The sequence below is a fragment of the Candidatus Nitrospira neomarina genome (assembly GCF_032051675.1).
GTDB lineage: Bacteria > Nitrospirota > Nitrospiria > Nitrospirales > UBA8639 > Nitrospira_E > Nitrospira_E neomarina.
The window spans coordinates 741145-762030 of sequence record NZ_CP116968.1 but is presented as its reverse complement, the minus strand read 5'-3'; the positions used below and the strand labels follow the sequence as shown (position 1 = coordinate 762030).

The 20886-nt window shown below is 49.8% G+C and carries 22 protein-coding genes; 1 reads left to right on the top strand and 21 read right to left on the bottom strand.

The features are described 5' to 3' along the window. The 15 genes from PQG83_RS03440 to PQG83_RS03370 form a co-directional block, all read right to left on the bottom strand. Positions 1–972 (bottom strand): GGDEF domain-containing response regulator, encoded by a 972-nt coding sequence (locus PQG83_RS03440; protein ID WP_312746802.1) that lies wholly within the window; start codon positions 970–972, stop codon positions 1–3. A 72-nt stretch (positions 973–1044) separates the two neighbouring features. After that, positions 1045–2196 carry a flagellar hook-associated protein FlgL gene (gene flgL / locus PQG83_RS03435; RefSeq protein ID WP_312746801.1) on the bottom strand — a complete coding sequence of 384 codons (1152 nt, stop codon included), beginning with the start codon at positions 2194–2196 and terminating at the stop codon, positions 1045–1047. An 81-nt stretch (positions 2197–2277) separates the two neighbouring features. Further along, positions 2278–3924 carry a flagellar hook-associated protein FlgK gene (flgK, locus tag PQG83_RS03430; protein WP_312746800.1) on the bottom strand — a complete coding sequence of 549 codons (1647 nt, stop codon included), beginning with the start codon at positions 3922–3924 and terminating at the stop codon, positions 2278–2280. A gap of 7 nt (positions 3925–3931) precedes the next feature. Continuing rightward, positions 3932–4429 (bottom strand): flagellar export chaperone FlgN, encoded by a 498-nt coding sequence (flgN, locus tag PQG83_RS03425; RefSeq protein WP_312746799.1) that lies wholly within the window; start codon positions 4427–4429, stop codon positions 3932–3934. 33 nt (positions 4430–4462) lie between these two features. Continuing rightward, positions 4463–4783 (bottom strand): flagellar biosynthesis anti-sigma factor FlgM, encoded by a 321-nt coding sequence (locus PQG83_RS03420; RefSeq protein WP_312746798.1) that lies wholly within the window; start codon positions 4781–4783, stop codon positions 4463–4465. Between the two features lie 61 nt (positions 4784–4844). Next, positions 4845–5201 carry a rod-binding protein gene (locus PQG83_RS03415; RefSeq protein WP_312746797.1) on the bottom strand — a complete coding sequence of 119 codons (357 nt, stop codon included), beginning with the start codon at positions 5199–5201 and terminating at the stop codon, positions 4845–4847. Between the two features lie 57 nt (positions 5202–5258). Continuing rightward, entirely contained in the window at positions 5259–6365 is a 1107-nt protein-coding gene (locus PQG83_RS03410; protein WP_312746796.1) for a flagellar basal body P-ring protein FlgI, read from the bottom strand. A gap of 157 nt (positions 6366–6522) precedes the next feature. Then, positions 6523–7224 carry a flagellar basal body L-ring protein FlgH gene (locus PQG83_RS03405; RefSeq protein WP_312746795.1) on the bottom strand — a complete coding sequence of 234 codons (702 nt, stop codon included), beginning with the start codon at positions 7222–7224 and terminating at the stop codon, positions 6523–6525. Further along, on the bottom strand, positions 7221–7976 hold the full coding sequence (gene flgA, locus PQG83_RS03400) for a flagellar basal body P-ring formation chaperone FlgA (RefSeq protein ID WP_312746794.1): 756 nt from the start codon (positions 7974–7976) through the stop codon (positions 7221–7223). The genes PQG83_RS03405 and flgA overlap by 4 nt, the downstream gene beginning before the upstream one ends. A gap of 11 nt (positions 7977–7987) precedes the next feature. Then, complete coding sequence (gene flgG / locus PQG83_RS03395; protein ID WP_312640596.1) at positions 7988–8779, bottom strand: flagellar basal-body rod protein FlgG; 792 nt, start codon at positions 8777–8779, stop codon at positions 7988–7990. A gap of 95 nt (positions 8780–8874) precedes the next feature. Continuing rightward, complete coding sequence (locus PQG83_RS03390) at positions 8875–9594, bottom strand: flagellar hook-basal body protein (RefSeq protein ID WP_312746793.1); 720 nt, start codon at positions 9592–9594, stop codon at positions 8875–8877. Positions 9595–9923: 329 nt separating this feature from the next. Beyond that, complete coding sequence (locus PQG83_RS03385) at positions 9924–10664, bottom strand: flagellar motor protein MotB (RefSeq protein WP_312746792.1); 741 nt, start codon at positions 10662–10664, stop codon at positions 9924–9926. 35 nt (positions 10665–10699) lie between these two features. Continuing rightward, positions 10700–11461, bottom strand: a complete 762-nt coding sequence (locus PQG83_RS03380; RefSeq protein WP_312746791.1) for a flagellar motor protein — start codon at positions 11459–11461, stop codon at positions 10700–10702. A gap of 16 nt (positions 11462–11477) precedes the next feature. Beyond that, the gene (locus tag PQG83_RS03375; protein ID WP_376753567.1) at positions 11478–11966 is read right to left on the bottom strand and encodes a chemotaxis protein CheW; all 489 of its coding nucleotides are present in this window, start codon (positions 11964–11966) and stop codon (positions 11478–11480) included. 108 nt (positions 11967–12074) lie between these two features. After that, positions 12075–12203, bottom strand: coding sequence for a hypothetical protein (locus tag PQG83_RS03370; RefSeq protein WP_312746789.1), 129 nt, complete (start codon positions 12201–12203; stop codon positions 12075–12077). A gap of 223 nt (positions 12204–12426) precedes the next feature. On the opposite strand from PQG83_RS03370, the gene PQG83_RS03365 reads away from it, so the two are divergent. After that, positions 12427–12714 (top strand): hypothetical protein, encoded by a 288-nt coding sequence (locus PQG83_RS03365; RefSeq protein ID WP_312746788.1) that lies wholly within the window; start codon positions 12427–12429, stop codon positions 12712–12714. 38 nt (positions 12715–12752) lie between these two features. Here PQG83_RS03365 and PQG83_RS03360 read toward each other — a convergent pair whose 3' ends face one another. The 6 genes from PQG83_RS03360 to PQG83_RS03335 form a co-directional block, all read right to left on the bottom strand. Continuing rightward, on the bottom strand, positions 12753–14429 hold the full coding sequence (locus PQG83_RS03360) for a methyl-accepting chemotaxis protein (protein WP_312746787.1): 1677 nt from the start codon (positions 14427–14429) through the stop codon (positions 12753–12755). Between the two features lie 40 nt (positions 14430–14469). Next, positions 14470–16575, bottom strand: coding sequence for a methyl-accepting chemotaxis protein (locus PQG83_RS03355; RefSeq protein ID WP_312746786.1), 2106 nt, complete (start codon positions 16573–16575; stop codon positions 14470–14472). Between the two features lie 105 nt (positions 16576–16680). Continuing rightward, a complete protein-coding gene (locus PQG83_RS03350; protein ID WP_312746784.1) occupies positions 16681–17616 on the bottom strand; it encodes a chemotaxis protein in 936 nt (311 codons plus the stop codon). Between the two features lie 126 nt (positions 17617–17742). After that, on the bottom strand, positions 17743–19647 hold the full coding sequence (locus tag PQG83_RS03345) for a chemotaxis protein CheA (protein WP_312746782.1): 1905 nt from the start codon (positions 19645–19647) through the stop codon (positions 17743–17745). Positions 19648–19724: 77 nt separating this feature from the next. Further along, complete coding sequence (locus tag PQG83_RS03340; RefSeq protein ID WP_312746780.1) at positions 19725–20366, bottom strand: protein phosphatase CheZ; 642 nt, start codon at positions 20364–20366, stop codon at positions 19725–19727. 45 nt (positions 20367–20411) lie between these two features. Then, positions 20412–20813, bottom strand: a complete 402-nt coding sequence (locus PQG83_RS03335) for a chemotaxis response regulator CheY (RefSeq protein WP_312746778.1) — start codon at positions 20811–20813, stop codon at positions 20412–20414. Positions 20814–20886: the final 73 nt, after the last annotated feature.

The following is a 20886-nucleotide window of genomic DNA, read 5'->3' as shown; positions in this document are numbered from 1 at the left end:
TCATTGCTTTATTGAAGTTGGGGAACTCGTGAGTCGGGAAAAGGTCTCATCCGCATGCCCATGAAATTGCGCAAACTCCACCCCATTTCGACCGCTATTTTTGACTAAATAGAGGACACCATCTGCAGATTGGATTAAATGATCAATGGGAATTGGACAGGGATCGGTCCACGTCGTGACCCCCTGACTGACCGTCACCGTTAGATCTGAATTGTGAACGCGAAAGGGTTTCTGGGAAATCGCCACTCGAATCCGTTCAGCGAGCCGCACGGCCTGGGCCGCATCACTATTGGGCAACACCATGAGAAATTCCTCTCCCCCATATCGGCCAATAGCATCATAAGAACGCAAACAAAAACGCATCCGTCTAGCGACCTCAATCAGCACCTGATCCCCCGCAACATGCCCATAGGAATCATTCACATTCTTAAATCCATCCAAATCAGCCAGAATGAGACTCAAGGGTTGCTGCTCCCGATGGGCCCGATCTATTTCCCGCATCAACGAATCCACAATGGCGCCATGATTCAGGATTTGCGTCAAGGGATCTTGCATGGCCTGAATCCGAAGGGTTTCTCGAGCCGAAATCAATTCATTTTGCAAATCGACAATTCGCTTCCCTGCTCGTAACCGTGCATCCAATTCACCTAAATGGAAAGGCTTTGTGAGATAATCATCCGCTCCCGCGTCCAATCCGGCAATGAGATCCTCAGGATTGTTCCGCCCCGTCAACATGACAATATACACATAGGGACAATCGGTTCTCCCACGGATTTTTTGACACAGTTCAGGGCCATTGAGCCCCGGCATGATCCAATCGACAATCGCCACATTCGGCACGGATCCTCGTGCCAACACCTTCCATGCCGAATCCCCGTCAGTGCAGGAAGTGACATCATGGCCCCATTGCCGTAATCGATACACCACCATATGTAATGTGAGAGGATCATCATCAACAACAAGAATTCGCATAAAGATTTCGTACCTATTCAATTACGGGGGTGACACTATTGAGTCCAATAAAAAAAAAGAGACCTTCACGGCCTACTTAATAAAATCTAATAAATTCGTCTGAAATTGCCGTGCCAGTGTGCTCATCGACGCTTCAAGCGTGTTTTGTAGCGTAGCCAAATCAGAAGCCACCTGGGCGATATCGGCATCCTCAAAATTGGATCGAAGAGTTTGCGTATTCACACTCAACAGATCTAAACCCTCTTTGATGGTATCCAATCGATTGACTCTGGCACCGATCGTAGCCCTGGCATCGTTTACTTGGGAGAGAGCCGGATCAAACTGACCGATGGCCGCTCGAATACCCGACACATCATTGGTCACCAAGGCCTGATGAAAATCCTGAAGATTTTGAAATAGATCCACCGTCGGACCCGAAAAGATTTGGTCTCCAGGGACATTACTTTCCACGGTCCGACCATCACCAACTTCCACCTCCACCCCCGCACCATCGCCTTGATAGGTATAGCCGACTCGTACAAAAAATTGATCGCCAGTGGCAGGGGGCCCGCCACCATCCGAAATGGTGACATCCAACCCATCAAACGAGAATGGCGCGCCGGATGCATAAGTATTCCCTGAGGAGACAGTCTGATTCGTTGTCAGATTCAGCACATCAAATTGTGTCGAGGAGGTAAACTGGATTTGATAGGCATCCGGTTGTAAGGCCGGCGCAGACGCCACAGATACCCCAACACTGGCACCTCCTCCATTGGCGATACCGGCGGATCCCGTGGCCGAACCCGGAACAAACGGTTCGGTTTTTGTTTGACTGCCGGCAAACACAAATCGTCCATTAAGTTGCGTATTGGCAATGCCGGCCAAGCCCAGGATCAGTTGCTGAACTTCCTGAGCCGCATTTCGTCGCTCCACGGACGTATTCGTGTCGCTCGCCATATTCAACGCCAGTTCTTTCGCCCGCTGGACGGTATTGCCAGCCTGCTCCAGAACGCTATCGGATAAATTGAGCCGGCCCATTCCTTCATTGACCGTGTTCAAGCGATGTTCAGTGGTCCGTAGAACATTTCGAAACTGATTAATCCGTTCGGATGCCGCAGGATCATCAGATGGGCGATTCACCCGCTTTCCCGAAGAAATTTGTTCCTGGCGTTCCCCGATATTACGCTGAATACCTTGAATCGCCCTTAGCAGCGCATCAACCTGTTGACGATCAGTCACACGCATACGATTGTTCGTCCTTATCCGACCGTCTTCGACCGGTCATCAATGATGACTTACCCTTAGATGGTTGCCTCATCAAGACAGTTAGCGACCCATCGCCAGCATCGTCTGCATCAATTCATCCGCTACCGTTATCATCCGGGCTGAGGCTTCGAATGAGCGCTGGAAACTAAGGAGATTGGTCAATTCCTCATCCAATGAGACCCCGGAGACACTTTCTCGTAGGGCCGTCAATTGATCAATTTCAAGCTGTTTACTCCGCATCGCCTGTGTCGATTGCTGGGTGGCGCTCCCGACATCTCCAATCGTAATCGTGTGGTAATCATTGAGTGTCACATTCCCAAGGTCCACGTGCCGATTCGTATGAATAGCCACCAGATTCAATGCATTGGTGTTATTACCGGGAATCCCTGCGACCGTAGAAGCAGCCGCGATCTTATCCGTATCCGAGAGGGCGACACCAAATTGCTGAGCCGCGCCTTTTTGAGCATTGACATAAAACACATCCCCCGCAGCCGGCGTGCCGCTGATCACGACATCTAACCCATCAAAACTCAGGGGCGATCCGGAGGTATACACACCAGACGTCACAGTCGCACCCGTCGCCGTATTGACCACTGAATAGGCAGAGGCTCCGGAAAACTGCACCTCATACTCCTGAAAGGTCGCCAGCGTAGGATCTGCAATCGTGACCGAACCGCCGGAAGCACTTCCCGTATTCCGGTCATGGGCCAGAGGAGCTTGAGGATTTAAGGCGGAGAAGAAATTATTATTCGTGGTGCCATCCAGGCCATACCCGGCCTGATGCTGTTGATTAAATTCATTAACCAAAACGGCGGCCAATCGATCCACCTGGTCTTGAAATTTCACGATATCCCCATCACGTTGGGCGAGTAATCCGCCGATTTGTCCTCCATGAATATTGTGAGAGATTGAAAACTCACTCCCGTCACTGCGCACAAATGTCACATCATGCATCGGAGGATTGTCCGGGTCGGATTCGGTCGACAACGTATTGGCATGATTACCCGCTACCAAGAGTTGACCTCCAACATTAATGCCGATGCCATCGTTCAGAGGCACCTGCTCAATATTGACCAAACCAGCCAAATCATTAATGAGGACCCTTCGTTGATCCATTAAATCCAGCGCATCACGTCCACTGGATTCCGTCTTAAAAATGACATCATTCAGAGAGGCAATCTTTGTGGCCAACCCATTAATAGTATCGACATGCCTGGCAATCTCCCCATCGGCATCCATGCGGATTTGATGTAATCCTTGGGCCGCCGTCACAAATTGGTCCGTGAGGGATTGCCCCTTCGCCAACAGGACTGTCCGCTGTATGGTACTTTCCGGATTCGTCGCCAAATCCCGAGCCGCATTAAAAAACTCTGTCAGACTAAACGACAGTCCGGAATTATCCGTTTCGGTAAAAATTCCATCCGCTTGAACCAAGTAATGATTCCTGGCGGTTATCGATCCAAGGTCCTCATTGACAGAGGTCAACTGGTTTTCCAGGAAATCATCGACGGACTGACGAATAGCGGCAACCCGGACTCCGCTCCCAATCGTGCCTTCAGCCGGCCGCGCAGTCTCAAGAACGACTTCCTGTCTGGAATAGCCTTTGGTATTAATATTGGCGATGTTATGTGACGTGGTGGCGAGCCCTTGTTGGTTGGCACGAATTCCGGAACGCGCGATATTGAAAATGTCACTGATGCCCGCCATAAGACTCCTATCCCCGGAGATGGACCGAGCCCGGAACCGAAGGAAACTGTAATATTCCGGATCCCTGATACACCGGTCCGGTACCTAACCCTGTATACATAACCTGAACTGCCTCACGGACCCTTTGATAGATTGGGCGAATCAGGGCTTCATTCTTTTTCCCTTGTTCCTGGATCAAATGTGCCAGCCGAAGAAGGTCCGTCAACATTCCTTGTGCCAATTGTGCCCGTGGGTCCGGAACGGTTTTCAACCAACTCCAAATTGACTCGTACGCGGCGGACCCGGCCAACCGGTGAAGCTCACGCTCTACCTGCTGTTCCAACTGACACATCGTCTCCAGCGCCTGTTCCTTCTGACCGTTGACCTCGACCAATTTAGGCCGATCCATAATCCGGAGGCTGTGGGCTTCTTGAAAAAGCAACACACCATACCGCTGAAACACCGATTGGGCTTCAGCCAGCATTTCCAGCAATCGTTCCCACGTTGCCGATTGGGAATGAATCATCGGTCAGCCATTTCTCTTCTGAGCATCAGGTGTTTATTTCAAGCCCAGCTCGTTAAGAATCGTCTCTCGGGTCAAGGCATCAGCCACCTGACTTGAGGTCGCCAATTGTGCCCCCGCTTCCAATACCTCCTTAATACGCCTGATTTTCTCCTCTCTCAGCTCAGGAACCTGCGCCACCCGAGTGGAATAGTCGCGTATTTCCTGGGCCAAAACGGAAAGATCGACAGGGTCAGCGGACGAAGGACGCTGGGTGGCGTTTGGCGGGCTGGATTCCTGCGTTTGAAGGTTTTTAGCTTGGACGTGAAAAAATAGTTTCCCCAGCTCTCCACTGGGATCAAGGCCCCGTATGGTCATGGCTTCTTGCCTCCTTCTCTGTATGTATCGGAAGCAACGCCGTTAAACTTTACAGAACCTCTTAAGATTTCGAAAAAGGGGGACCAGAGGTGGGAGAACGCGTGAGATCTTCATTTCTGGCCACCGTGTCTAACACATACGCAGAAAGGCCAATCCCTCCCGCTTGAGCGGCACGCTTGCCAATTTCTTCGTCATAAAATGAATAATACATTTCCCCCATTGGGTTGGCTGTGAACTCGCCCTTGGGGACCGTCTCTCGCATCACCTTCATCAGATAGGACAAAAAATAGGATTCGAATTCCTGACTCGCACGCCGCAATTCTCCTCGACGAACGGAATCTTCCACCTTATCTATCCTCCCGGTGGTGACGGAGTGTGAGAGACCCGTCATATCCATAGGGAACATGTCAGCACTCATAAACCATATCCTTTCCGCCAGACAGGCATGCTCACCGTGTCCTCTTCAGATCCTGGTCTAGATCAACTCCAAGTCGGCCTGAAGGGCACCGGCAGCCTTAGCCGCCGTTAGGACGGCGACCAAATCGAGAGGAGTCACACCCAATGAATTCAACGCCTTTACCAAATCCCCAAGCGTCACGGAACTGTCTACTTGAATGACTCGACCATCCTCTTCTTGCACATCGGTTTGGACATCAGGAGTCACGACCGTTCTACCGGCACCCTGTGCTCCCCGCCCAATAAAGCCATTCTCTGGTTGAGAGACATTAAACTGCGTTCCCACCTTGATCGTGAGATCGCCATGAGAAATGGCCATCCTCGCCAACCGGACATGTTCCCCCATGACAATCGTTCCCGTTCGTTCGTTCACCACAACCTTGGCCAGGACGTCCACATTCACATCCAGCCCTTCAACCGCAGCAATCATTTGGACGATCTTGCCCTGGAACCGTTCGGGAATCCCCACGTGAATCTGTCCGGAATTGACAGCCGAGGCCACACCATCCCCAAGATGAGCATTAATGGCTTCAGACACCCGCAATGCCGTGATGAAATCGGCCTGATGCATGGTCAACGAAAATTTCTCCCACGCTTGCATGTCCACATCCACCGCTCGTTCGACAATCGCTCCACCAGGAATAATCCCCCCGGATTGTTGATTTTTCTTCACGGTGGTCCCTCCAGCACCAGCTTCAAATCCCGAGGTGGAGAGCGGCCCTTGGGCGACAGCATATACCTGTTGATTGGCTGCTTTCAGCGGGGTCAACAACAACGTTCCCCCTCGCAAACTTTTGGCATTGGCCATGGAGGAGACCTGCACATCCAATTTCATGCCGGGTCTCGCGAACGGCGGCAATTTGGCGGTCACCATCACCGACGCGGTATTTTTTGTTAACAATTGAATGGGATCAATATTGAGTTTGAGCCCCATGGTATTCAACATGGAAATAATGGCTTGCGCCGTAAATTGCCCACCGACGACGGAATCACCCGTCCGGTCCAGCCCAACAATCAAGCCATACCCGACTAACTGGTTTTCCCGCACGCCTTCAATGGAGGCGATATCTTTGATGCGGGCCGCCTGAATTTCTCCCGGTAAAATGACCGCACTGGCACTGACCATGAGGCATCCGCCGATTAAAACTAAGACTACACCCCATCCCGAAACCCATGCTCGTCCGGATTTCCTTGAAGGTTTTCTACCATTTCTAAAAGATGATGGACGAATCACACATTCTCCCATTAGATCAAAATAAAATATGAACTCATCCCCAAATAATTTAAAACGGCGTCAACCAGTCAAAAATCCTTGTAGCCCATCCCGGCCTCTGAACATCATCCACCACTCCTAATCCGGTATAAGAAATTTCTGCATCGGCGACTTTGGATGACAACACCATGTTCTGCGTATCCAGATCGATCCGGCGGACGATGCCCTTAATGGTCATGGTTTGCTTTTCACTATTAACCGTGACCTCCCGTTTCCCCCGAATCCGGAGGTCACCGTTGGGAAAGACTTCAATGACATTGGCGGCAATGGTGCCCGTCAGGGTATCTTCCCGGCTCGTCGATCCGTCGCCCTCAAATTCATGAGAAGTCCCAGCATCAATATTAAAATATTCTGCAAACTTCTGGCTGAGGGTGTTAATCCCAAAGAGTCCCCCACTTACTCCAGCTGACAGGTTGGAATCCCGGTCTGCTTTCGTGTTGGCTTTTTTGGAACCCTTGTGTTGTTCGACAATTTGCACGACGACAATGTCTCCGATTCGCCCCGCTCGCCTATCTTCAAACATGTACGCTCGGCCGTTCCCCGGGTCCCAGAGGGACCCCATGGAGGATGCCGGACTCTTTTCCAGAACATTCGACTCAGCTTCGACCTGTCTCATCGTCTTTTCCTTGGCGCATCCGACCCCCCCAAACAGGACCGCCAGCAGCAGGACTCCCCATACCCAAGACTTCGCCCTCAACAGATCATTGCTCAAAATCCAACCTCCACGAGTCCCGATGCCAACACGGTACCCAACACCTCCCGGCCCGATGTCTGATTTTTGACAGGAATGGTTTCTCCTTTTTTACCAGCCGCTTTGGCTATTCCCACGGTCTGAACCAGCAAACCATCACTCCTGACTTCAATCATCACCCGGTCGCCTTTATGAATCATCGGCGGATAGTCCAACATGATTTTTCGAATCGGTTGTCTTGGTGGCAATGGACGTAAGACCTGTTTCCCTATCACTTCGTCAAGATCAAGAATAAAATCATGGGTCAGTGAAGGGGCATCCACCAACATCACAGACAGATCCTCACCGGTCACCACCTCTTTGGGTTTCAACCAGCGTATTGGTGTCGCCACTTCGACTTGGGCCTTCACCTCCCCCACAACATTCACCGTTCGGAGAAATTGCTGATTCACAAAAATGCCAACTCGAAAGGCACGTCGTCCTGTTCTCCCTCCCCCTGACCAATCTCCAATCTCAAGGTGGATTTTCCCCTTGGGAACCTCAACCCCTTGCTTGGGAAACAATACCCGAAACGACACCTGGTGCTGCGATCGTCCATACCGGCGCTTCAGTTCCGCCAGGATCACCCGTTCAAAATCTTTTCCGTCCAACGACTGACTATCCGGACGAACAGGTGTTGATAAAACTGATACTTCCGCCCAGGATATTCCTCCAAGTGTCCCCCATCCATTCCCGCACAGGAACAATCCCAAAAATATTATGATGATCTTCAAAATCTTATCCTCTAACGTCTGAGTCCGTTAACAACCTGCATCATATCGTCCGATGCCTGAATGGCTTTCGCATTCAGTTCATAGGCCCGTTGGGCAATGATCATATTGACCATTTCATCGGCAATATTCACATTAGATATTTCCAGGAATCCTTGCTGTATATTTCCAAATCCGGTTGAAAAGCCTGGTGTCCCCTGCTGTGCAGGACCTGAGGAGGAACTCTCTGAAAATAAATTATTGCCCTGCGCAATCAAACCGGACGGATTATCAAATCGCACCAACTGAATTTGCCCAACCTGAGTGGCTTGAGACACCCCGGGAAGCAACGCGGACACCGTTCCATCCTGCCCAATATCCACTTGGAGTGCTCCGGACGGAATGGTAATGCTCGGAATGAGCTGATCGCCGTCACCTGAAACCACATTACCCGTACTGTCTTGCTTAAAGGATCCAGCCCGCGTATACATCGTGGTCCCATCCGGGCGTGTGACTTGAAAAAATCCCACTCCTTCTATCGCCAAATCCAACGGATTCGTGGTTTGCTTGAGACTTCCTTGGACATACTCCTTCGCCACGGTTACCGGCCTCACACCTAATCCGACCTGCATCCCCACAGGAAAGACCCCAACATTCGAAGCACTCGCTCCAGGCAAACGGGAAATTTGATAAAGAAGATCCGCAAATTCTGCGCGACTTCGTTTAAACCCTGTCGTATTCACATTGGCGAGATTATTCGCAATCGTGTCAATATTCAGTTGTTGGGCAAACATGCCTGTGGATGCGGTATGCATCGCTCGAATCATTGTGGTTGCTCCCCCTTTTTATCTGTGTTCGCTGGCCCCGAGAAACTGTTCATACAGCAAAAGGGTCCTGGATCATTTCTCATCCCTGTTTCGGATTACCCTTGAACCCGGCCTGCCTGTATGGCTTGGGCGGCTAGTTCATCCATGGCTTTAATCGCTTTTTGCATTTGTTCGTATTCTCTGGTCACTTTGATCAACTCAACCATATCCAGGGACGGATTGACATTGGATTGTTCCAACATGCCTTGATGCACCGTTGTCTGCTTATCCGGAACGATCTGAGCTGGAACGGTCCAGAACAAATTGCCCACCTTGGCCGTTTCTTGTCCATCCGCAATCCTCTCCAACCGTAACCTGTCTACAACCTGATTATTGACGGAAAGTGATCCATCAGCGCCAATCACGACCTCGCCAGGAGGAAGGGTAATGGGCCCTTTCTTTCCCATAAGTGGATCACCGGTATGGGTCACTAAGTTTCCGTTTGCATTCCGATACAATTTTCCACCACGGTAGTACCGCAATCCATCTGATGTTTGGGCGACCAAAAACCCCTCGCCTTCCAACCCTATATCTAACGGTTCCCCGGTCTGATACAAGGTGCCTTGCGATCGATCAGGGGGAAGCGCATCCATCAGGGGAAACAAATCTATTCCGGCCACGGAAGGCCCTGAGGTTTGTCCCAGGATGGTTGCGAAGACCGGCTTGTCTTTTTTAAATCCCGTCGTATGCACATTCCCGATATTATGAGAAAGGACTTCCATGCGGTGTTCAAGCGTAATCGCCCCGGCTAAGGGCGGATAGATACCTCGGTTCATGGCTTCCTCCTTGACGTGAATACCTGAGAAATTCTGCAACGCATGTGCCAATAAGAGACAGAGACGGATTTTGATCGGAAGAGAGACCGGAATGGAAAGTTTTTCTACGGAGGGGTAGCATTCAGTCCTTAAACCCGGCACCCGTGAGCTCGAACTGGCAATTGTTGCCTATTGAACTCTTCAAATCTAAAACTACCAGGCATTGGAATCCCGGACACCACGCGGCACCTATCGGCATTACTTTCCTTATAGGCCAGATCCTGCCTAGCGAAAAGCCGAAATTGGATCAACTGATGTTCTGAAATTGCGGTCGAATCGTGGAATATTTTCTAGGGAAGGTAGGGGTGTGAAAATTCGGTGTCGGAATGGGTACCCCTCAGCACAATGAGTTCTACTCGACGGTTAGAGGCTTGACCCTGTGGTGTGTCATTCAACTCAACAGGCCGGGTCCCTGCATAGCCGGTTGAAGACAATCGTTCATCAGCAAGATGATGCTGGTCGATCAAATAGCGGACCAGGGTATTGGCCCTGGCAGTAGAAAGATCCCAATTCGAGGGATAGAGAGACGATCGAATCGGCTGATTGTCCGTATGCCCTTCAACGGAAATATGGTTGGGCAACTCTTTGACGAGTCCGGCAAGGAGATCGATAAATTCGATAATTTGTGGATTCAGCCTGGCACTTCCACTTTGAAATAGCGCATCGTCTTTGATCCGAATATTCAACCCACGTTCCGTCGTAGTGATTTGCACCCCTTGAGGAATGTTCGCGGCAGTAATGGCATTGGCCACGCTTAGGAAGGCCCCGGCATTTTCCGCTGGAGAAGATTTCGCTTTAACCTGAGTGGGGATATTTTTATTTATGGGAAGATTCACGATTGAAAGTTCCCCTACTGTCTTTTTGTTGTTAAAGGAGCTCACCAGTGATTCGCTGAGGACCTTGAACTTCCCTTCATTGACAGATGAGACTGAATACATCACCACAAAAAAAGCAAACAGTAACGTAATAAAATCTGCATACGAAACCAGCCATCGTTCATGGTTTTCATGTTCCTCGTGTTTTTTCTTCACACGCCCCTCACCCCGATCGTCCGGCCGTCAGCGTTTTACTTTTTATTTTTCTCCGCCGAGGACAGAAATCCACTCAGCTTCTCCTCAATCATTCGTGGATTTTCCCCTTGGGCCACGGACACAAGGCCTTCAATCACCATTATTTTCGCGATGATCAAAGTCTTAGCCTTTAACTTAATTTTATTACCCATAGGAAGAAACAAGAGGTTGGCAGCTCCCACCCCATAGACCGTGGCTACAAATGCCACCGCGATCCCGCCACCCAATGCTGAAGGATCGGCCAAGTTTTCCATCACATGAATCAGACCAAGTACGGCGCCAATAATCCCCACACACGGCGCATATCCGCCAAACGCTTCATAGACCTTGCTCGTCGTTCCAAATTCTTCTTCAAAAATTTCGACTTCCACTTCCAGGATTTCCTTTATTTTGTGCGGCTCCGTCCCATCGACCACCAGTTGCACCCCTTTGGCCATTAACGGATCCGTCAATGTTTTAATTTGCCCTTCCAAAGCCAAAAGTCCCTGTTTTCTGCTGATATTGGATAACTCCACAATTTTGGCAATAATGCCCTTCATATCCACGCTCACATTTCCAAACACCATGCTGGCACTGGAAAGAGCTTTCAGAAAAATTGGAAGAGGGAATTGCAGCATCACCGCGCCCAACGTGCCTCCCATCACAATCAAAAAGGCTGTCCCTTGGAGAATGGAGCTTAAATGCCCGCCCTCCAAATGTTGTCCGCCTACAATGGCGCCCAGCGAAAGCAGGATACCCAATACCGATAAAATATCCATGATGGACCATTCTTCCTTATGCAAAGGACCGATGACTAAACAACCGTTCAAGGTCCAGCAACAACACGAGGCACCCATTCACCCGCCCTACCCCTTTATGACATTCTTCAGCACCTCCTCGACTAGTAGGGGGCGGGGGTTCAATACATTCTTCGGACAGCCGTAAGACTTCTTCAACAGAATCAACGATAAATCCTAAAATCATATCCGCGATTTCCACGACCACAATCCGGGTATCCTTGGTGGGTTCAGTCCCGGCCAGACCAAAGCGAACCCGAAGATTAATAATGGGAATGACTTTTCCACGCAGATTGACTACCCCTTCCACAAAATGAGGGGCATTGGGAACCTGGGTAATATCCAGCAGACGAATAATTTCCTGAACCACCAAGATATCAATAGCAAAGACTTCGTCCCCCAACTGAAAACTGACCATTTGGAGAACCACTCCACTGTCCTCCTCAAAATCATCATGAGGTAATACCTTCGTCAAAGTTTTCTGCATGCCTTGTGTCCCTCCACACGCGTCAAGAGCCTCTCTCATGCCCCGTTCCTACCCTGTGAGAGCCGATGCCACCCAACATCGCCAGGGCTTTTGGTTTCTCCAAGCCCTTCAAATACCTGGCCCATCCACGCAACCAACCGCCTGACTGACCCCGCTTTCCGCAGCATCACTTTCCTCCCCACAGACAGTTCCTTTTTGATCGATGCCATTCCCCACAGTTCGATCATATTCATCCATCCGCCACGAAATGTCCTACATGAGCGTCAATGATTTCCATTGTTTTCCATTAACAGTTATTAGATTCCCTTAGAGGCAGGTAAGAATCTACAGCAATCTCACATAATTCATCGCATTGTCCACCAACGTTTAATGTACAAGCCTTGAGGCTTCAAGAACGGCTCTGATAGGGTGAACAGCATTATTACTTCATTAGCATGTCTCTAAATAAAGGATTCATTACATGGACAGACTCGCCAGCTCACAAGCCGATCGGTTACTCCTTGATGCAAAAAAAGCCATTTTGCAAGACCAACATCGACGTTTCCAGGACCTTCAACTTGAGGGCCGCTGGGATGAGGCCTGGAAACAATTACATGTCACCTTGGCCTGCGCGGCGGATTTACTCAAAGACTCCGTCAACATGCTCGAACAGGTTGTCGACAAGAAGAAATTACCTCCTTCGATCTCAACCGACCAGTCACCGGGGTTCAACGATTCGATCAACCAGAACCCCCCTTCCACCCATTAGGGCTCTTTGACCATTCACCGGGCATGGGGATCCTTGAGTTACACTTTAATTGATCCGACCAACTTCTGAAGATCCCCGGCCAACAGTCGCAAATCATGACAAGCTTTGGCGGACTGAAAAACTCCACTGGTTGTCTGACGGGTTGTTTGGGTCATAAATTCTAAATCGCTGGCAATTTGTCGCGTTGCCATGGATTGCTCTTTTGTAGCATTGGCAATTCGTTGAATCTTCTCCACCGTCGCGTTGATCATAGAATGAATGTTTGCCAAGGCCCCTCCGGTTTTATTGGCTAAGGCCACCCCAAGGCCGACCTGGCTTGTACCTTGATCCATTGATGAAACAGCACTTCGCGTATCCTTCTGAATCTGCCGGATCATATCTCCAATTTCTTTAGTCGCCTTGGTTGTCCGTTCTGCTAATTTCCGCACTTCATCGGCAACCACAGCGAACCCTCGCCCCTGTTCACCCGCCCTCGCAGCCTCAATGGCCGCATTGAGTGCCAATAAATTGGTCTGATCCGCAATATCTTCAATCACACTTACGATTTTTCCAATTTGGTCCGAAGACCGCCCGAGTGCAGTAATAGTATTTGCGGCCTGCACCACCGCATGAGAAATCTGTTGCATACCCATCACGGTTTGGTTCATCTCTTCCTGTCCGCCTCGCGCAGCTTTGGCGGTTTCCTGAGCAATGCGTGCAGCTTCTGTGGAACTTTGCTCCACTTCTCCCGCAGTTCTTGACACTTCTTCCACGGTGGAAACTGACTGAATCACACGAGAATTTTGCCCTTCAGCAGCCTGAACCACTTCATCCGCCGTCGTGGAAAGCTGCATAGTGGAACCCACAAGGCGGTTTGTCACATGCTTGACGGATGACAACGCCAACCGCATTTTTTCAATAAACGTATTGAGATCGTAACTGAGTTCCACGAATTCATCAGATCCCTTTCCAACTGACACTCGCTTCGTCAGATCACCTTCGCCCTGTGCAATGGCACGAGAGATGCCCATTAGGGTGTGAAGAGGTTTCAGGACAAGCCGGTAAACCAGCCAGTACACCGCACCCAGAAAAATGATGATGATCCCGATCATCAACATCCCCGATTGGAGGACCGAACTGATCATCGCCTCTTTGGCCTGCGTTATCGGAATTGAAAGGGACAACACGCCAAGCACATCTCCCAATGTTTTCCCGCCATGACAACCTATACAAGCTTCGACGGTAGCCACATCTGCGCTCGCCCGTCGAAAGGTGGGAACCCCGTTGATCGACTCAATTTTGCTGAAAATTTTCGCTCCATTCTTTATTCGCTCAAGAGCCTGTTGTTCAAAGGTATCTTTCGGTGCATTGTCGGGATTCATCGGCTGATCGCTGACGAGCCGTGCCTGATACACTCCCCCCACCCCCAAATTCTGGCCGATTTCCTGTATGGCAGTGGCGGGAAAAGGGATGGCATCGGAATCTTCCTCATGATCACGAGACACATGCAGGTTGGGACCCATGGACGATTGTTTTATTTTTCCCACATAATTTTTGGCAATATAGGCTCTCGTGACTTCAAATTGGGCTTGAATAATCTTTCCTTGTTCTTCCAAAATCATCTGCAACCGGCCAAACTCTAGTTGATAAATCACCCCTAGACTACAGACAATTAATCCGACGGCTAGCGCACCCAGATTTACAACGAATTTTGGACCAATCCTTAAACGCTGCATACACTTCTTTCACGAGAGACACATCGAACAAAAAATGTCTTCACCTTTTTAGCGTAAAGCGACTAAGGGATGTTTGAAGGTCGTCCGCCAATGCCGCAAACTGCTTGGTGGCCGTCGCCACTCCCTGAATGTGGCTTTCATTATCCTGACTGAGTTGCGCCACCTGTTGAATACTCGAAGAGATTTGTCCGGAGACCGAAGACTGTTGTTTCGTCGATTCAGCAAAATGTTGAATCATATCCACCACCCGTTGAACCCCTTGCACAATCTCCGTCAATCGATTTCCGGCTTCTCTGGCCAGGGCCATTCCGGAATGCGCTTCCTCCGTACCCGCTTCCATCGAACGAACCGCTTCGTGAGTTCCAGCCTGTACCGATTCGATGACCATCGCAATTTCCTTTGTCGCCTTCCCCGTTCGCTCGGCTAGCTTCCGAACCTCATCTGCGACCACAGCAAACCCTCGGCCCTGATCTCCTGCCCTGGCAGCTTCAATGGCAGCATTGAGCGCCAACAGATTCGTCTGTTCCGCAATATCTTCAATGACTCCAATAATGTCCCCGATATCTTTGGAGCGTTGCCCTAATTTCTGAATACGGCCGGCGGATTCCTGTATGCGGCTTGAAACCGATTCCATCCCATGAATAGAAGAGACGACCACATCTCCACCCCGGACGGCTGAATCATTGACTCCTGTAGCCGTCGAAGCCAGGGCCTGCGTATGACGGGCCATATCAATAGCCGTGGCAGACATTTCTTCCACCGCTGCAGCCACCTGAGTGGCTTGGTGAACTTGTGATTGGCTGGCCTGAACGACCTGATGGCCAACCGAAGACAACTGGACCGACGCTTGAGACAGGGAGTGAGCGACGTTCCGGGTTTGCAGGAGCATCCGACTTAATTCATCCAACAAGTTATTCAGAGCTAAACCCATTTGTCCGAGTTCGTCTTGAGTCTTTACGGGAACCCGGTGGGTCAAATCCCCCTTCGAGGCTTTCGCCGCCACTTCCCACACGGGTTTCAATCGGCTCACGACTTTCCTTCCCATCAGAATCCCAATGGGGACCACCACGAGAAGGCCCACCAGCATCTCCAACAAAGTTTTGTTCGTCAGGCTGCTGACATGACTGAACGCTTGATCCTCCGGAACTTGCACCAATACCGACCAATGCAGTCCTAAAGATCGGGCTCCCCCGGACATCGGACTAAAACCAATGACTTGATTCGTTTGTGTTCCGGGATGAAAATTCCTGGCGTTTCCGGATTGGCCCTGAACAGCGGATTGTGCGGCTTCAAGTCCCAACTGAGCCAGATTTGCCTTAAACACCACATTGTCGAAATCGTGAGTCACTTCTTCGGTTCCATTGACAGCCGGAGCATATTCCAGCAGCGTCATACCTTGGTCATCCTGCAGGATAAGGTCCGCATGGGAAAACCCGGCTTTCTTTAAATCCTGGTATGCATCTTTAAAAAAAGCTTCAATCTTTGAAAACTTCATACGATGGCTCCCATACCCAACCACTCGGCCATGAGCATAGAGAGGAACAGAGAGCCCAATCGTCAAACCACTCTCTCGGGGAAAGAGTGCCTGCACATCCGGATCTAGCATGACGCTTTCCACAAAGACCTCTCGGCTCACATCGCTTCTTGAAGAAGGATCTGTCGGGCTGGCCCTCTCTCCGGCCCCTCGGAGGGCCCGAAACCACGGAGTCGATCGATAATTTTTTCCATACAATTTCTCCGTCTGAAGAGGCACGCCTTCTGCATCATGATCATTCACAGCGATCAAATTCCCATCCAGATCTACCACTTGAACCAGAGAGTACATCCCGGTTATCTGAACATACGAATTCAAGACCTGCACTAATTCGTATGAGGGACTCACACCTTGTCCCAGATGCTCCGGAACGCCAGAAAACGTACTCCGACTCAGAATTTGAGCATCTGCGGCCCGTTCAGCGAGATAGAGGTGAATTTTTTCAACAATCACTTCCGCCAGCTCTTGGTATTGGACTCCAACCTCCTTTTTCAAAACCTCTGCAGTCTGAAACAATGAATAGACCTGAACACTCAGAGGAATCAACGAAAAAAACAGAAGGATCCAGACTAACTTTGTTGTAATGCCTACATTCCACGTCGCCTTCATCATTGGTATCCTCTTAATACACGTTTCATGTGTCTCGTCCTATGGCAGTAAAATTTTTTTCATCCCCTCCAACGATGCGTTTTCCCTGTGAAACCGCACCACGAATCACTACGGCGTTCCAAGATGTTCAACCAATTTGTCACGAAGGTCCGTTGGATGAAATTTGGTCACATAATCTGTCACACCCAAAGCCTTGCCCTTATCCACATTGCACTGGCCGGACAAAGAAGAATGCATCAAAATCGGAAGACCCTGTAATCGGGGATCTTCACGGATAGCCTTCGTCAGGGAAAACCCATCCATTTCCGGCATTTCGATATCGGTAATCACACCCACGACAAAATCAAAAATGGTTCGCTCCGTTTTGACACTCAACTCCGCATACTGTCGTAAACGGGTGAGCGCCTCTCTTCCCGTTTGTGTTTCTTCGTATTTCATTCCCAATCGTTCTAACGTTTTGGTAATTTGCTTTCTGGCCACAAGCGAGTCATCGGCAACTAAGACACGTTTCCCGGCTAATTCCTCGTGCGGTTCAATGCCAACGAAAACTTCTTCCTCACTTCGTGGATGCAGTTCGGCCAAGACCTTTTCCACATCCAAAATTAACACCATACGGCCATCTTCTAATTTGGTAATAGCCGTGACTGCCCCCTGCCGGCTCGATTGGACCATCGGCGGAGGTATTTGAATACGTTCCCACGACATACGGATGATCCGATCAACACCCGCGACCAAAAATCCTTGTTTGTTATCGTTATACTCCGCAATGATCAACTTCGCACCAACAGGATCCAACGGTCCAAGTCCAATCGCCTGCTTCAAATCCACTAAGGCAATATTTTCTCCACGAAGATTCACCAGGCCCAGAATTCGAGGATCGGAATCGGGAATTTTCACCACGGGTGGGAGCTTCATGACTTCTCGAATCTTAAACACATTTATTCCGTAGGTTTCACTCGTCCCAAAATGAAACATTAATAGTTCCATCTTATTGGCACCGGCAAGTCCGGTACGTTGGTCAATTTCGGCCATCCATTTTGCCATTACGGTCTCCTCAGACCTCCATTCACCACAGGAGGTATCATTCGTCCAATCTTTATCTTTTGAGTCGATTGCCCGTCCGTCTACAAAATTTCTCTGACCACTCAGATCCAATTCACGCCTGACGGATTAGCGCATACCGGTATACGTTGACGCCTGCACTTCCCGCACTAAATCGGCCATATCCAGAATCAACACCACTTTGCCATCCCCGGTAATGGTAGCTCCCGCCACGCACTTCACGTTTGCCAAAAATTCCCCCAACGATTTAATCACGACCTCCTCTTGTGCCCGCAATCGATTCACCACAACTCCAAACTGTTGTTCCCCGATCTTGACGACTACTACATAGCATTCCTCATCAGTCCGGTCCCGAGGAATATGAAAGGTTTCACCAAGATCCAGCAGCGGTAGAATGCGTTCACGGAGGTTCAACACCGCCTGTCGATTGACACTTTTAATTTCATCTTTGGTGACCTTGACGGCCTCAACCACGGAAGCCAGCGGGATAGCAAATGTGGCACATTCCACCTCAACCATGAGGGCTTGAATAATCGCCACGGTCAGCGGCAGCTTGATCGTCACGCGACTCCCTTGACCCGGATCGGAATCTAACTCCAAACTCCCATTCATTCGGCTGATATTGGTTCGCACCACATCCATGCCCACGCCACGGCCTGACACATCACTGACTTGATCCGCCGTACTAAATCCTGGAAGAAAAATTAAATTCATGATTTCCCGGGGACTCATGGAATCCAGTTCGGATTGAGCCACCAGACCTTTTTCGAGGGCTTTTGCGGCAATTTTCTCAATTTGTAATCCGCGACCATTATCCTCAATCCGAATGACAATACTGTTACCTTCCTGCTGGGCCGACAATCGCACATACCCTTCAGGGCTTTTCCCGTGTTGTTTCCGGTCGGCTGCCGTTTCCAAGCCATGGTCCATCGAATTTCTCACCAAATGGACCAATGGATCACTTAACTCGTCGGCTACGGACTTATCGACTTCGGTATCTTCTCCCACTAATTCCAATCGCACTTGCTTCCCTAGCTTACCGGCCAAATCCCGGACCAACCGGGGGAATCGTGAAAACACCTTACGAATAGGAACCATACGTGTTTTCATCACCGCCAATTGCAAATCGGAGGTCACCAGATTGAGTTGCGCCAACGTCATATTTAATTCCCGGAGAGCCGGATTGATCTCATCTTGCTCTTCCAGGCCATTCCCCAGTTTCATAAGACGGTTGCGGTTCAACACCAATTCGCCCACCAGATTCATGACATGATCTAAGCGTTTGGTTTCAACTCGAACCGTCTGATCTTCTTCTTTACCCCCTGATAGCTTGGAACCCGGAGCACTAGCGGCCTGGACGGTTCGGGTCGTCGCTTCTTTCATTTTATGTAATACATCCGACAATCCAACGGGACCCTCAGAAACGGCCGCAGGCTCCGGTACCCCTTCAACCTCTACCGGTCCTTCAAGGGACGGCTCCTCATAAGGAGAAGCCAAGGAAGAGGTATCAGGGGGCTCAGCCATAGAAGACGCCGTCATCTCTGCAGGAGGCGAAGAGTGAGCGACAGAAATCGTCTCAATCCCTGCCTTTTTGGGAGGAGAGACAGTCAGCATCAGATCGTCGGCGCTATCCATGGTTAGCGCCAATTTATTCACAATGCCCTGGGTCTCGACATGAGAATCTCCTCCGGTTTCCCGAATATCGGTTTGGAGCATTTTCACGGCATCCACAGCTTCCAAAATGATATCGATTATGAACGGAGAAACCGTCATCTCACCCTGTCGCAACTTGTTCAACAAACTCTCAGCTTGATGCGCCACTTCCACCAAATGGGTAAACCCCAAAAAGCCGGCGGATCCTTTCATACTGTGCATACACCGGAAAATCTCGTTTAGCAGTTCGGTGTTGGATGGCTCCGTTTCCAACTTTACGAAATGTTGGTCCAGGGCTTCCAGCATTTCAGAACTTTCCGCCAAAAAGTCGTTGAGGATTTCTTTCATTTCGTCATTCATCGATCACCTGTTCTCAGCTCCTAGACTTTTTCCATCGAACACCCTGCGACGTTGCACTGATGATCCGTGCATACACATTAGGACATTCCGTATTCGGACATGATGCTATCCACCAGATCTTGTTGAAGGGCAGTGGTTTTGGATGATTCCAACTGGCGCAGCATTTCGTACCCCCGTCCTTCACTCGATGAACCTGCTTCACCCTTTTTTTGCTGGATTCCAAAAATGACCACCAACTTTAATAATTTATGTTGGATTTCGTTTAAAATCGTCACAAGCTTGGCCACGCGTTGGGCCACGAGATCCTGGAAAGATAGTGCCACATGAATATTCAACAATCGTCCTTCATCCGCCTTCACCAAAACTAAAATTGCATCAAGATCCTTAGCCGCTCTCCCCGCCACATTAGCCCGTAATTGCTCCAAATGATGTTGAACGGCCTCCCGATTTCGTTCCAGTTCCTCTGTCAAGCTGAGAACCTTATGCGTTCCGTCTTCCGTCATCTTGGCAAGATCATGTAAATGTGATGTGGCTTGAGGAAGTTGATCGGAAGTGGATGTCACCGGAGATTCCATTTCCCGGATTGTTTGGGTAATCACTTCAACATACTTGGCCAACTCCTCCATTTCCGCTTTAATCGAACGCTTCTCATCCAGGCCCTCTTCGGATAGCTCTTCATCGCCTGGCACATCGGCCTCAATCATCCGATCCACGAGCATAAGATTCTCCTTTATATCGTTATAGTCGGAGGATGTCCTTCCCAATTATGACGTTTTTGCCGGCTGAACATTGCCAAATATTTTTTCCAATTTTCCTTGTAAAACTTCTGCGGTAAACGGCTTGACGACATAGTTGCTGACCCCGGCTTGAACGGCCTCTATCAAATTTTCTTTTTGCGCTTCAGCCGTGACCATCAAAAACGGGAGCGTTTTCAATTCTGCATCGGCACGAACTGCCCGCAAGAGCTCAATACCCTGCATCACGGGCATATTCCAATCCGACACCACCAACCCAAATCCGCCGGCCTTCAATTTCGTCAAGGCGTCCTGCCCGTTTTCAGCTTCCACGATGTCCGAATAGCCGATTTGACGTAACACGTTTTTCACAATTCGACGCATAGTAGACATATCGTCTACCACCAACACTTTCATCCCGGTATCAATCATGATGCGCTCCTTACGCCTTGGGGCATGGAATCCCAGGCAAATTCGGGTTTTTCAACCAATGAAGAATTTTCTT